The following is a 12,599-nucleotide window of genomic DNA, read 5'->3' as shown; positions in this document are numbered from 1 at the left end:
CACCGGAGTGGGCGACACCCTGGGAGAGACCGGTGGTCGAACCTCCGCGCCACACACGGTAGCCTTGGCTTCCACCGTTCGACAGCGAGGATGACATGGAATTGTCCCTGCAGATCGCCCTGATCGTCACCAGCCTGCTGCTCGTCCTGTTGGTCCTGCTCCACCGGGGCCGAGGCGGCGGTCTGTCGTCGCTGTTCGGCGGCGGGATGCAGTCCAGCCTGTCGGGCTCCAGCGTGGTCGAGAAGAACCTGGACCGGGCGACGCTCTTCATCGGCGCCATCTGGGTCATCTGCGTGATCGGCCTCGGCCTGCTGACGAAGATCTGACTGAAGAACTGATTGTGGGGGTGTGAAGACCGATGTCCGGTGGTAACGCGATCCGGGGCACCCGGGTCGGAGCCGGTCCCATGGGCGAGTCGGAGCGCGGCGAGTCCGCCCCTCGCCAACGGGTGTCGTACTGGTGCGCGAACGGCCACGAGTCCCGCCCGGCGTTCGCCGTGGACGCCGAGAAGCCGGACTCCTGGGACTGCCCCCGCTGCGGCCTCCCCGCGGGCCTCGACGAACAGGCCCCACCCAAGCCGCCACGCAACGAGCCGTACAAGACCCACCTGGCCTACGTGAAGGAACGCCGCTCCGACGCCGACGGCGAAGCCATCCTCGCCGAGGCCCTGGCCAAGCTGAAGGCCAAGCGCGAGCTCTGACGTGTCCCGGATGGGCCCTGACCACGGTCAGGGCCCATTCGCTGTCTACTAGCCCCTTGCGATCCCGTCGACGACGTGCGCGGCCACGGCTAGCGCGCGTTCGCACACATCGGGGTCCTCGGGGCCGGAGAGAGTGACCTCGAGCGATGACTCCGCCGTAAGGCCGACCGCCACCAGGCACTCACGGGTGGGTGGGTCCTCGTCGGCGAACACGCCCGCCAGTTGCCTGCCTAGCCCTGCCTCGCCGTAGTACCGCCATTTCGTCGTCCGCGTGTAGGGCTGATAGAAGAGGCTGTACTCGCTGTAGAGGACATACTCCAATCGTTGCCCGTCCTGCTCTCGCAGACACTTGCCGCCCAACGTCGATATCGTCGAGACCTCGGCGCTCCCGGCGATACCGACCGCCCGGGCCGACGCGTCATCGAGCAGGTCGCATGGGCGCCGCGCCCAGTCCCCTGGTGCCGGCCCGTCCCTGATCTCGGGTGGTGCGTCCGGTTCCGGCTTCTCCGTCAACGGAGGGGTGGTGACGGCTGGTGGGACCGTTGTCGTGCCGGTCTCGTGGGAGACGGCGCTGCCCGGCTCAGTGGTCGAGCACCCGGCCAGCGTGAGGACAATCGGAACGAGTGCCGTCAGCACGCTGCCCCGCCTCCGCACCCCTGTCCGGATCGCTTCCACATTCCGCAGGCGATGGCGGTCGGACCTGCGAACTCGACCACCGATGGTCTTCCTCAATGCGACCTCCGCAGTCACCGGTTCTCGGCGTTCTCCTCGTGCCGGAAAGACGGTCATTGATTGGTTATGTTGCCGCGATTGTCGCCACCACCATTTCGGCGGCCACCAGGGCGCGGTCGCAGACATCGCCTCGGTCGTGCTCGCCTGCGCGGAGATCTACCTCGATCGACTGGTCCTCGGCCATCATGACGCCCACGACGCACCGTTGTTCGGGTTCGGGCTCGCTTGAGGCTACGACCGCGGGTTGCCCGGCTACCGTGGCCTCGGCCAGGTACTCGGTGCGCTCATCGGTCGCGAGCAGCAGCTTCGTCACGTCCTCACGCCTGCCGAAGAGCCTGATGTGCAGCTCCGGCCCGCCTGCCTCCGCGCGCCGTGAACACCGTGCGCCCTGCTCGTTCGGCATGCTGGATTCCGCGGGGGCGTTGATTCCCACGTGATTGGCCTGCGCGTCGGTGAGGACGGCGCAGGGCTTGTCCGTCCAGGCCAGCACGTCGATCTCCCTCACCACCTCCGGTGGGTTCACAGAGTGCGTGGTCACCCGCGTCCGCGGAGGCGTCGTGACAGTGGTGGGTGCGGGGATCGAGGTGCTCGGTCGGCTGGCCACCGGCGTGCCGGGCTCCGCGACACAACCCGCGGCGAGGGTAAGGAACGCCAAACCGACGATGACCGACGTCGCCCTCACAGCGCCCCCTTGAGCCGCCGGTGGATCGTCGACTCCTCTGCCTTCATCTCAGCCTGCTCGGCCGCGACCTTGTCCTCGAACTGCACGGGCTCGCGACCATCGTGCCAGAAGGCCGAGTAGCTGAAGTCCGGGCTGTCCACATCCGCGGCTGCGGGAAGCGGCTGCTGGAGAACGGATTCCGCGACTTCGGTGCTCAGGTTGTAATGGTCGTCCTGCATTTTCTGACGTACCGCCAGCAGATCAGAGCTGAGGCCGTCTGCGAGCTTGCGAGACTCGATCACGAACGTGTCGACAATCTGCTCGTACTCGCTCCCGCCGATCAGCATGTCCACCGTGCCCTTGGTGACGCTGATCAGCATGCTGATCCCGCTTCCCAGCAACTTGGTCGGGTCAAGGTTAGCCAGGTCCTTCCCGAGGTCGGCGAGGACGGAGACCGCGCCTTTCGCCGCTCGCTCGGACATCTCGCCGAGTGCGATGTCGATGGCCGACACCGTGGCGCGGGCGAGTTCCAGATGGTTGCGCCGAGCGTCCACGGCGATCTGGTACACGGCCGCCCGGGAAGCGAGCGCGGCGAGGATGTGTTCCCGTTGCACGGACGCGGCCCGGTGGATCGCTGTCACGCGGTCGAGGAACGCTATCGCCGCTTCGCCGTTCCAGCCGTCCAATGTGTTGTTCTCGATCCGGGAGAAGAGCAACTCGGCTTCTTCGGAATCACCGAGGCGGCGGGCGGTGATCTGAATGGCCTCGAACTCCCGGCGAATGTCCTCCGGGTCGAAGGCCAGGCAGGTCCGGAGTCCGGGAAATACCGCGAACGAGAGGTCGTCGTCGAGTTGCCACGCCCGGACCTGGAGTTCGCGGAACTTGGCCTGCACCCGCGATTCCGCCTCGACGAGCGTGTCGTCGTCCGGCCAGCCCGCCACGATCACCCCTGCCCGTCGGCGCGACGGTAGAGCGCGATGATTTCCCGAAGCGTGCTCGCGGTCTCGTCGATCGCGTCGCAGACCTGCCGCTGTCGCGAGCTGATGAGGTCCAAGTGCGCCGAATGCGCCCGTGTCACGGCGCTGGCCTCCGGGCAGTTGTGCGTGGGACCGAAGTCGTGGAGAGCCGCCAGCGCCGGAATGGGCTCGGCCATCATCTCCGCGAGCAACGGCAACTCCTGGTTGGCCAGCCTGTCCAATTCGTTCAACTGCAGGCCGAAACCGCTGGTCATAGCTCCCCCTCCTGGTCGCCGCCCGGAATTTACCGGGGCGCAGGAGACGCCACCTTCGACTCGGTGGTGGCGTCATCCATTCGGGGTAGGGCTCAGATCACAGCGGATAGCGGGCGATCACTCGATAGCCGCCGTCGGTGGTGGGGCCCGCGTCGAGGGTGCCGGAGAGGAGGGTGGCGCGTTCGCGGAGGCCGAGGAGGCCGTGGCCGCCGGAGGGGAAGCCGGGGGAGCGGCGGCGGGGCCTGCTGTTGCGGACCTCGATTTCCAAATGGCCGTCCGATTCCTTGACCAGCACCGATGTTCGGGCGCCCCCGGCGTGTTTGCGCACGTTCGTCAGCGCCTCCTGCACCGTCCGGTAAGCGGCTCGGGAGATGGGGGCGGGGACGGAGAGCGGGTCCACGGAAATCGTCATTGCCACGCCGTCGTGGACCAGGGCGTCTACCTCGTCCAAGCCGGGTTGGATTTCCTCTTCGTCGCCGCCGGAGCGCAGGACGCCGACCAGTTCGCGGAGTTCTTCCAGTGTCTGGGTGCTCAATGCGCGGATGGTGGCGGCGGCCTCGCGGGATTCGGGGTCCGTCGTGCTGACCTGGAGGGCGCCTGCCTGCATTGCGATCAGCGTCACCTGGTGGGACACCACGTCGTGCATTTCGCGGGCGAGTTTGGCGCGTTCGGCGGCGCGTACGGTGGCGGCATGGAGGCGTTTCTCGCGGTCCTGGCTTCTGGCGAGGTCGCGGATGCGCGCGGACAGCTGGCCGCGGACCGTGATCAGCATCCCGATCGCCACCGGCATGCCCGCGACGAGCACGCCGTACATCGCGTCGAGGATGTGCTCCTTCCACGTCAGGTCGAGGAAGTCGGTCCACGGCCACAGGACGAAGCGGCACACGCAGACCAGGAGGGCGCCCGCGGCCGTCTTCCAGGAGAACAGCTCGCGCTTGGCCAGCGAGCCGAGGGCGATCATGGCCGCCAGCTGCGCCCAGCCGAAGAAGAAGCCGGGCACGCACAGCAGGACCGTCACGAACGGCAGGTGGCGGCGCAGCAGCAGCGCCGCGACCGCGAGCCAGCTGAACCACGGGGAGTACCACGGCGGTTCCTCGGGCACGACCAGCCAGACGTCCAGGGCGGCCAGGACGACCGCAGCGGCGTCAGAGGCCAGGGCACGCGTGCGCGGGCTCGCGCTCACCAGGGCGCGCGGCAGGCGCAGGGGGACCTGTCGGGGCAGCACACCGCTCAGCTTCCCACCTCCCCGATCCGCTGGTTCGGGCTGGTCAGCCCGGTCGTGCGCGTCGGCGCGGGGCCTGGGCACCGCCGTGCCGGCGGTAGCATTCTCGCGGTTCGGGGCCGGGTGGCGCCGGTGCTGTGGCATGGATCGCCCCTCCTCGTCACCTGGGAGACGCGGCTGCCACGGCGGCGGGACGTCCGGCCCGCAGATTCTGTGCGAGCGCAAACGAGAGGAGGGGCCGTGCGGACGCTGATCGTGGACAACCACGACTCCTTCACCTACAACCTCTACCAGGCCTTGGCTTCGCTTGACGGAGCGCGCCCCACGGTGGTGCGCAACGACGAGGACTGGGACCTCGGCGGCCTCGCCGACTTCGACAACGTCGTCATCTCGCCCGGCCCCGGCCATCCGGCGAAGCACCGCGACTTCGGCCTCAGCGCCGCCGTGCTCGCCGCCGCCCGCCAGCCGCTGCTCGGGGTCTGCCTGGGCCACCAGGGGCTGTGCCTGCTCGCGGGAGCGCAGGTCGGGCACGCCCCGCAGGTCCGCCACGGCAGGCTCTCCACCGTCCACCACGACGGCCGGGACTTGTTCGACGGCTTACCCAATCCGTTACGGGTCGTGCGCTACCACTCGCTGACAGTCACCGACCTGCCCCCGGAGTTGGAGCCGACCGCATGGGCGGACGACGGCGTCCTGATGGGCGTACGGCACCGCGACCGGCCCGCGTGGGGGGTGCAGTTCCACCCCGAGTCCGTCTGCACCGAGCGCGGGCTCGACCTGCTGGCCAACTTCGCGGCGATGACCCGCCGCCACCACGCCGAACAACCGAGGGAGCGCATCACGCTCGCTCCCCGCGCCCAGGCGCCGAACGCGCGCGTGCTGGTCCGGCACCTGACGCTCCCGGTCACCGCGGAGGAGGCCTTCGACGCCTTCTACCGCGACTCCGAGCACGCCTTCTGGCTCGACTCGGCGGGCGGCGGGCGGTTCTCGTACCTGGGGGACGCGTCCGGCCCGCTGGCCCGCGTGGCGACCGCCGACGTGCAGGCGGGGACCGTCACCGTGCAGGACAAGGACGGCACGCACGTCCACCACGGCTCGTTCCTCGACTGGCTCGACGCGGACCTCGCCCGGTGGCGGGTCGACGTGCCGTACCTGCCGTTCGGCTTCGCCCTCGGGTGGGTCGGCTACCTGGGGTACGAGCTGAAGGCCGAGACCGGCGGCAGCCGCGCCCACGCGAGCCCGGACCCGGACGCGGCGCTGGTGTTCGCCGACCGCGTCATCGTCTTCGACCACCAGACCGAGGAGATCCACCTGCTGGCGCTCGACTCGGAGGAGGCGGAGCACTGGCTGGACGAGACGTCGGCCCGGCTGCTGACGCTGTCCCCGCTGCCCGCGCCGGGCGCGCAGCCTCGGGTCGGCGGGCTGACCGCGCGGCACGACCGGGCGGCGTACCTGGCGATGATCGACGAGTGCCTGGCCGCCATCCGGGACGGGGAGTCCTACGAGGTCTGCCTGACCAACGAGCTGACCGCGCCAGCCGAGTTGGACCCGTGGGCGACGTACCGGCGGCTGCGGGTGGCCAACCCGGCCCCGTTCGGCGCGTTCCTGCGGTTCGGGGACCGGGCGGTGCTGAGCGCGTCGCCGGAGCGGTTCCTGGCGGTCTCCTCGGACGGGATGGTCGAGTCGCGGCCGATCAAGGGGACCCGGCCGCGCGGGCGCACCCCGGAGGAGGACGCCGCCCTGCGGCACGACCTCGCCACGGCGGAGAAGGACCGCGCGGAGAACCTGATGATCGTCGACCTCGTGCGCAACGACCTCGGCGTGTACGCGGAGGTCGGGTCGGTGCACGTGCCCGCGTTGTTCCAGGTCGAGTCCTACGCGACCGTGCACCAGCTGGTGAGCACGGTGCGGGCGCGGCTGGCGGAGGGCGTCTCCGCGGTCCGCTGCCTGCGCGCGGCCTTCCCCGGCGGCTCGATGACGGGCGCGCCGAAGGAACGCACGATGGAGATCATCGACCACCTGGAGCGCGGCCCGCGCGGGGTGTACTCGGGGGCGCTGGGGTGGTTCTCGCTCACCGGGGCGGCCGATTTGAGCATGGTGATCCGCACGCTGGTCGTGCGACCGGGCGAGGTGGCCTTCGGGGTCGGCGGGGCGGTGGTGGCGCTGTCGGACCCGGGGGAGGAGTACGAGGAGACGGCGGTCAAGGCGGCGGCGCTGGTGGACCTGCTGGGGGTGCAGTTCCCCGGCCGGGCCTCGGTGCGGTGACGGCCTTTCGGAGTGTCCGCTCCAGTTTTGTCGGTGGGTCGCGATAGGATTGACCGTGGGGGTCAGCCCCCGGGCGGGAGGGGTCTGCCTTTCGGGCTTCGGGCTTCGGGCTCCGGGCTCCGGGCTCCGGGCTCCGGGCTCCGGGCTCCGGGCTCCGGGCTCCGGGCTCCGGGCTCCGGGTGGGGGTGCGCTATGCCTGGTGGTGAGAGGGTGTTGAGGGTCGAGATCCACGCGGGCGGAGTGCCACTGGGGTAGCGGTCCCTGCTGCTCGGGTTCGGACGTGGCGAGCGGTGCGGGCGCGTGTCATGAAGACGTGACTTGGGCGGCCAGGAGTGTCGGCTGCCGGTCGGGTCGAGGGCCTTGTGGTGGGGCTGTGGTGGTGTTCATCCGGTGGCTACCGGGTGGTTGTGTTGGGCGGCGAGCATCCGGGCATGAAGCGATCCTTGACAGTGGTTGCGGTGGTGGCCGCGGCGTTATCCGTGGTGGGGGTTGTGCCCTCGGCGGCGGAGGGTGGGCGGGGGTTTGACCTGCAGGCCCACCGGGGTGGGTTGGGGTTGCGGGTGGAGAGCAGCCTCAGTTCGTTCGGCAACGCCATCCGGCTCGGGGTGTCCACCTTGGAGTTGGACGTGCAGATCACCGAGGACCGGCAGGCCGTCGTCACGCACGATCGGCGTGTCGACGCCCGCAAGTGCCGGGACACGGAGCCCGTGACGGACGGCGACCCTGAGTTCCCCTATGTGGGCAAGTACGTCAACACGCTGACGCTCGCCCAGGTGCGCACGCTCGACTGCGGCTCGCTGCGGCTGGTGGACCACCCGGGGCAGCGGTTGGCCCCGGGGGCGCGGATGCCGCTGTTGAGCGAGGTGTTCGCCCTCGTCGAGCGGTACGGCGCTCGGGACGTGCGGTTCAACATCGAGACCAAGGTGGAGGCGGGGGCGCCGCACGAGACCGCGCCTCGTGAGCAGTTCGTGCAGGTGACGCTGGCCGAGATCCGCAAGGCGGGCATGGAGCGGCGGGTGAGCATCCAGAGTTTCGACTGGGGCACGCTCATGCGCTGGCAGGAGGTCGCCCCGCGCATCCCGAGGGTCGCGCTGACCAACTACGACTTCCTCCAGACCGGCAAGCCCGGCAAGTCGCCGTGGCTCGGGGGACTGGACATCGACGACTTCGGCGGCGACCCCATCGCCGCGATCAGGACCTTCCGCGCGTCCGCCTTCTCGCCCGTGCACGGGTTCCCGCAGAACGGCAAGGTCACCGACCCGGGATACCGGCCGTACGTCACCCGCGACATGGTCCGCCACGCGCACCGCAACGGCATCAAGGTGATCCCGTGGACGGTCAACGACGTGCCCACCATGGCAAAGCTGATCGACGACGGCGTCGACGGGCTCATCACCGACTACCCGGACCGCCTGCGCGCGCTGCTCGCCGACCGCGGTTACCGGCTTCCGCGCGGCTACGCCTCCCCGTTCGACATCCAGGGACACCGCGGCGCCCGCGCCGTCCTGCCGGAGAACACCCTCGCCGCGTTCCGGCACGCCTTGGCCAACCCGGATGTGTCCACACTGGAGCTTGACACCGGCATCAGCGCGGACGGCGTCGTGGTCGTCCTGCACGACCGCACGATCAACGGCTCCCACTGCGTCGACACCGCGCCCACGACGGCGGGCGACCCGAAGTTCCCGTACGTCGGCAAGCGCGTGCACGACCTGACGCTCGCACAGCTCAAGACGCTCGACTGCGGCAGCAAGACCCTGCCGGAGTTCCCGCGCCAGCGCGCCGTCCCGGGTGAGCGCGTCCCGACGCTGGCCGAGGTGTTCGCCGCCGTCCGCGCGTCCGGCCGCACCGACGTCCGGCTCAACATCGAGACCAAGATCAGCCCGACCGCGGCAGACACCGCGCCCTACGACGTGTTCACCCGCAAGGTCGTCGGCGAGATCAAGCGGGCGGGCTTCACGCGCCGCACCACTCTCCAGTCGTTCGACTGGCGCACGATCATGCTGGCCCGCCGGGCCGGCATCGAGACCGTCGCCCTGGTCTGGCAGTACGGCCCGGCCGAGTGCGCCTCGATCGCCGACGAGTGCTCCCTGCAGGCCGTCTACGGCGACCCGACGGTCAAGAGCCCGTGGACGGGCGGGCTGGACTGGTGGAAGCACCGCGACCTGGCCAAGCTGGTCCGCCAGTCGGGCGCGTCCACGGTGTCGGCCAACTGGCAGGTGCACGACCCGAACCAGGGCACGGTCGCGTCCGAGGACTGGTACCTGCGGGAGAACCCGGCCTACTTCCACGGCCCCACGGTGGCCGAACTCCAGCGCAAGGGCGTCAAGGTCGTCCCGTACACGGTCAACGACGAGGCGACCATGCAGCGCCTGATCGCCCTCGGCGTCGACGGCGTGATCAGCGACGACCCCGACCTGCTGGTCGAGGTCGCCGTCCGCAACGGCCTGCGCTGACGCGGCAGCCGGGCCGCCGCACAGGCGGCGGCCCGGCTGACCACGCCTAGCTCACGGCAGCAACTCCTTGATGCCGCTCAGGAAGCCCGCCAGGGCCGCGCGGTAGAACCGGGGGCCGTAGGACACGCGGGCCACGCCCACCGCGCGGAGGGTGGCCAGGTCGAGGTCGTCGCTGGCGTTGCCGTTGATCGGGCAGCCCAGTTCCTTGACCAAAGTGGCGATGGTGTCCTTGTCCCGCACGCCGATCGGGTAGATGCAGTCGGCGCCCGCGTCGCGGTAGAGCGAGCCTCGGCGGATCGCCTCGGGGAGGCGGTCGTGCTCCGGGATGCCGCCGGAGCCGGTGAACGTGTCCACGCGCGCGTTGATGACGATCGGCACCCCGGCGTCGTCCGCGGCGGAGCGGACGGCGGCGAGCCACTCGGCGTGGGCGTGGGCGTCGGTGAGGCCGCCGGAGGTGTGGTCGGTGTCCTCCAGGTTGCAGCCGACCGCGCCGGTCTCCAGCAGGCGGTCGACCAGTTCCCTCGGCCCCATGCCGTACCCGGCCTCGGCGTCGACGGTGACCGGGACGGACACCGCGCGGGCGATGCGGGCGGCCGCGGCGAACATCTCCTGCCAGGGCGCGCCCTCGCCGTCGGGGTGGCCGAGCATCGCCGAGACGGCCGCGCTGGCGGTGGCGACCACCGGGAACCCGGCCTCCACCACCGTCGCCGCGCTCGCCGCGTCCCAAGCGTTGGGCAGCACCAACATCTCCCCGCGGTGCAGCTCCCTGAGCCGTTCGGCGTGTGCCTTCAAGTCAGCCATTCCTATCCCCTCCAGTGGTTACGGACACGGCGGAAGCCGCCGGTCGTCTGCGCGGCATGCCGAGCGCGGCGAGCATGCCGGTGAACGCCAGGGCCGCGACCGCGCCCATCGCCGCGGTGAAGCCCGCGCTGAACTCCTCCGCCGAGGCGTAGCCCCCGACCCCGGCGAAGACGGCGACCGAGACCGCGACGCCGAACACCCCGCCGAGGATGCGCAGCGTCATGAACGCCCCTGACGCCTGGCCGATCTCCTGCGGGCGCACCGCCCCGACCACCGCCTTCTGCGCGGCGGGCATGGCCATGGTCAGCCCGGCCCCGCCGACGACCAGCGCGGGCAGCAGTGCGAGGTAGCCGGTGTCGGTGTCGGCGACCGCGGCGATCCAACCCATGCCGACAGTCTGGAGCAGCAGACCGACAACGACGAACGTCCGCTCGCCGTGCTTGTCGGCCAGCCGGCCCGCGATCGGCGCGCACACCATCAGCGTCGCCGTCCACGGCATCAGCCGCAGCCCCGCGCCGAGCGGCCCTTCCCCCAGCACGGTCTGGAAGTACTGCGCGAGGAAGAACAGCGTCCCGTACAGCGAGGCGAACACGCAGAAGTTCGCCGGGTTGGCCGTGGCGAACGCGCGCGCCCGGAAGAACCGCATCGGCAGCATCGGCGCCTCCGCGCGCTGCTCCCAGCGCACGAACGCGACCAGCAGCACGACGCCGAGCACGAGCGCGCCCAGCACCTCCGCGCTGCCCCAACCCGCCGCGTTGCCGCGCACCAGTCCCCAGACGACACCGAACGCGCCGACCGTGACGAGCGCGACACCGCCGAGGTCGAGCCGGTTGTTCGGCCCGACGCTCTCGTCCACGCGCCGCAGGGTCAGCAGGATCGCGAGCACGCCGACCGGCAGGTTCAGCCAGAAGATCCACTGCCAGGCCAGCCCCTCGGCGATGGCCCCGCCGATGAACGGCCCGCTGAACGTCGCCAGCCCGGTGATGCCCAGGTACAGCCCCATCGCCTTCCCGCGCTGCTGCGGCGGGAACAGCGCGCTGATCAGCGTGAGCGACAACGGAAGCACCAGCGCGGCGCCCGCGCCCTGCAGGGCCCGCGCCGCGATCAGCGTGCCGATCGACGGCGACAGCGCGCACGCCACCGACGCCACGGTGAACACCGCCAGCCCGACGACGAACATCCGGCGGCGGCCGAACCGGTCGCCCAGCGCAGCCCCGGTCAGCAGCAGCACCGCGAACGTCAGGTTGTAGGAGTTGACCGTCCACTCCAGCTCCTCGACGGACGCCGCCAGGTCCTGCCGGATCGTGCTCAGCGTCGTCGTGACGACCAGGCTGTCCAGGGCCATCATGAACGACGCCAGCGACGCCAGGCCCAGCGCCCACGCCTGCTTGGGCGTCATCGGTCGTCCCGCGGCCGCAGCGTCCTGGGCAGGCCGAACGCCGCCAGCAGCGCGTTGTCCACGAACCGGGTCACCGCGCAGATCCGGTCGCCGGACAGGGTCAGCACGAGCACCCCGTGCGCGTGCAGGATCGGGGTCCTCGGGTCGCGCAGGTAGCAGCCGAAGGCCGGTTGGCCGTTCGCCCGCGTCGGGACCAGCACGTGGTCGTTGCCCTCGCGGAGCGCGACCGTGGCCAGGAAGTGCCGGACGTCCTCCAGGCCGCGGTACTCCAGCGGAAGGGGCGGCATCGTCAGCCACGCGTCGTCGGTGAGCATGGCCACGACCGCGTCGACGTCCCCGGCCTGGAACGCGCGGGCGAAGTCGTCGACGACGCGGCGCTCCCGGGGCGAGTCGGGCAGCGGCGCGCTCTCCCGGTCCGGGACCGCCATCGCGGCCCGGGCGCGCTTCAGCGCGCCGGTCACCGCGTTCTCGGTCACGTCGAGGATCGCGGCCACCTCGGCCGCCCGGAAGCCGAGCACGTCCCGCAGCACGAGGACGGCCCGCTGCCTGGGCGGCAGCTCCTGCAGCGCGGCCAGGAACGCCAGCGACACCGACTCCCTCATCTCGTAGCGCGCCTCCGGCCCCGGCACGTCGTCGGCGAGCTCGTCGAGCAGCGCGTCGGGGTAGGGCTCGAGCCAGCTGGGCTCCGCTCGCCGGTGCGTGGGCTCGGGCAACGTGAACTCCGACTCGGCCGAGTAGACCCGCGGACGGCGGGTGTCCGCGCGCAGCGCGTTCAGACAGCGGTTGGTCGCGATGCGGTAGAGCCAGGTCCGCACCGAGGCGCGTCCCTCGTACCCGGCGATCCCGCGCCAGGCCGCGAGCAGCGTGTCCTGCAGCAGGTCCTCGGCGTCCTGCACGGACCCCAGGATGCGGTAGCAGTGCACCTGCAGTTCCCGCCGGTACGGCTCGACGAGCAGGCGGAACGCCTCGCCGTCACCCCGCCGTGCCAGCGCCAGCAGATCGGCGGCGAGCATCTCGGCTCCCTCTCTCCGGTAATCCCTCACACAAGGATGGACACCGCGCGCGGCCGAAACTGGTCGGCGCCCGAGACGCCGACGCGCCGTGCCACGGGAGCGGCACGGCGCGTCGGCGTTCG

The 12,599-nt window shown here is 71.0% G+C and carries 12 protein-coding genes and 1 pseudogene; 5 read left to right on the top strand and 8 right to left on the bottom strand.

Features of this window, described 5'->3' with window-relative positions; translation table 11 throughout:
• The first annotated feature begins 95 nt into the window (after positions 1–95).
• Both secG and IEY98_RS14560 read left to right on the top strand, forming a co-directional pair.
• Positions 96–326: a preprotein translocase subunit SecG gene (secG, locus tag IEY98_RS14565; RefSeq protein WP_189210966.1), complete on the top strand. Its 231-nt coding sequence runs from the start codon at positions 96–98 to the stop codon at positions 324–326.
• 32 nt (positions 327–358) lie between these two features.
• Positions 359–700 carry an RNA polymerase-binding protein RbpA gene (locus IEY98_RS14560; protein ID WP_189210965.1) on the top strand — a complete coding sequence of 114 codons (342 nt, stop codon included), beginning with the start codon at positions 359–361 and terminating at the stop codon, positions 698–700.
• A 48-nt stretch (positions 701–748) separates the two neighbouring features.
• Here IEY98_RS14560 and IEY98_RS14555 read toward each other — a convergent pair whose 3' ends face one another.
• The 5 genes from IEY98_RS14555 to IEY98_RS14535 all read right to left on the bottom strand — a co-directional run bounded on the left by IEY98_RS14555 (position 749) and on the right by IEY98_RS14535 (position 4,549).
• Positions 749–1,336: a DUF3558 domain-containing protein gene (locus tag IEY98_RS14555; RefSeq protein WP_189210964.1), complete on the bottom strand. Its 588-nt coding sequence runs from the start codon at positions 1,334–1,336 to the stop codon at positions 749–751.
• Positions 1,337–1,496: 160 nt separating this feature from the next.
• On the bottom strand, positions 1,497–2,114 hold the full coding sequence (locus IEY98_RS14550; RefSeq protein WP_189210963.1) for a DUF3558 family protein: 618 nt from the start codon (positions 2,112–2,114) through the stop codon (positions 1,497–1,499).
• Positions 2,111–3,040 (bottom strand): hypothetical protein, encoded by a 930-nt coding sequence (locus IEY98_RS14545; protein ID WP_189210962.1) that lies wholly within the window; start codon positions 3,038–3,040, stop codon positions 2,111–2,113. The genes IEY98_RS14550 and IEY98_RS14545 overlap by 4 nt, the downstream gene beginning before the upstream one ends.
• Entirely contained in the window at positions 3,037–3,324 is a 288-nt protein-coding gene (locus IEY98_RS14540; RefSeq protein ID WP_189210961.1) for a hypothetical protein, read from the bottom strand. Before IEY98_RS14540 ends, IEY98_RS14545 begins: the two co-directional genes overlap by 4 nt.
• Before the next feature lie 97 nt (positions 3,325–3,421).
• Positions 3,422–4,549 carry a sensor histidine kinase gene (locus tag IEY98_RS14535; RefSeq protein WP_229786907.1) on the bottom strand — a complete coding sequence of 376 codons (1,128 nt, stop codon included), beginning with the start codon at positions 4,547–4,549 and terminating at the stop codon, positions 3,422–3,424.
• Between the two features lie 237 nt (positions 4,550–4,786).
• Here IEY98_RS14535 and pabB point away from each other — a divergent pair, with 237 nt between their 5' ends.
• The 3 genes and pseudogenes from pabB (at position 4,787) to IEY98_RS32600 (ending at position 9,264) form a co-directional block, all read left to right on the top strand.
• Positions 4,787–6,811, top strand: coding sequence for an aminodeoxychorismate synthase component I (pabB, locus tag IEY98_RS14530; protein ID WP_189210959.1), 2,025 nt, complete (start codon positions 4,787–4,789; stop codon positions 6,809–6,811).
• A gap of 431 nt (positions 6,812–7,242) precedes the next feature.
• Positions 7,243–8,271 (top strand): annotated as a pseudogene (locus IEY98_RS32605) (glycerophosphodiester phosphodiesterase family protein); the annotation flags it as partial.
• A 15-nt stretch (positions 8,272–8,286) separates the two neighbouring features.
• Positions 8,287–9,264, top strand: coding sequence for a glycerophosphodiester phosphodiesterase family protein (locus tag IEY98_RS32600; RefSeq protein ID WP_268244593.1), 978 nt, complete (start codon positions 8,287–8,289; stop codon positions 9,262–9,264).
• Between the two features lie 51 nt (positions 9,265–9,315).
• On the opposite strand, the gene IEY98_RS14520 is transcribed toward IEY98_RS32600, so the two are convergent.
• The 3 genes from IEY98_RS14520 to IEY98_RS14510 are packed head-to-tail and all read right to left on the bottom strand — an operon-like array spanning position 9,316 to position 12,477.
• A complete protein-coding gene (locus IEY98_RS14520; RefSeq protein WP_189210957.1) occupies positions 9,316–10,065 on the bottom strand; it encodes an isocitrate lyase/PEP mutase family protein in 750 nt (249 codons plus the stop codon).
• On the bottom strand, positions 10,058–11,464 hold the full coding sequence (locus IEY98_RS14515) for an MFS transporter (RefSeq protein WP_189210956.1): 1,407 nt from the start codon (positions 11,462–11,464) through the stop codon (positions 10,058–10,060). Before IEY98_RS14515 ends, IEY98_RS14520 begins: the two co-directional genes overlap by 8 nt.
• Positions 11,461–12,477, bottom strand: a complete 1,017-nt coding sequence (locus IEY98_RS14510) for a sigma-70 family RNA polymerase sigma factor (RefSeq protein WP_189210955.1) — start codon at positions 12,475–12,477, stop codon at positions 11,461–11,463. Before IEY98_RS14510 ends, IEY98_RS14515 begins: the two co-directional genes overlap by 4 nt.
• Positions 12,478–12,599 lie beyond the last annotated feature (122 nt).

The organism is Actinokineospora fastidiosa (assembly GCF_014648415.1).
Lineage (GTDB): Bacteria > Actinomycetota > Actinomycetes > Mycobacteriales > Pseudonocardiaceae > Actinokineospora > Actinokineospora fastidiosa.
Note: the sequence above shows the minus strand (reverse complement) of the source record. Positions and strands in the feature narration are given on the sequence as shown.

Coding starts and splice junctions, on each gene's coding strand:
- secG (WP_189210966.1), top strand. CDS start 96: ATGGAATTGTCCCTGCAGATCGCCCTGATCGTCACCAGCCTGCTGCTC.
- IEY98_RS14560 (WP_189210965.1), top strand. CDS start 359: ATGTCCGGTGGTAACGCGATCCGGGGCACCCGGGTCGGAGCCGGTCCC.
- IEY98_RS14540 (WP_189210961.1), bottom strand. CDS start 3,324: ATGACCAGCGGTTTCGGCCTGCAGTTGAACGAATTGGACAGGCTGGCC.
- IEY98_RS14520 (WP_189210957.1), bottom strand. CDS start 10,065: ATGGCTGACTTGAAGGCACACGCCGAACGGCTCAGGGAGCTGCACCGC.
- IEY98_RS14515 (WP_189210956.1), bottom strand. CDS start 11,464: ATGACGCCCAAGCAGGCGTGGGCGCTGGGCCTGGCGTCGCTGGCGTCG.
- IEY98_RS14510 (WP_189210955.1), bottom strand. CDS start 12,477: ATGCTCGCCGCCGATCTGCTGGCGCTGGCACGGCGGGGTGACGGCGAG.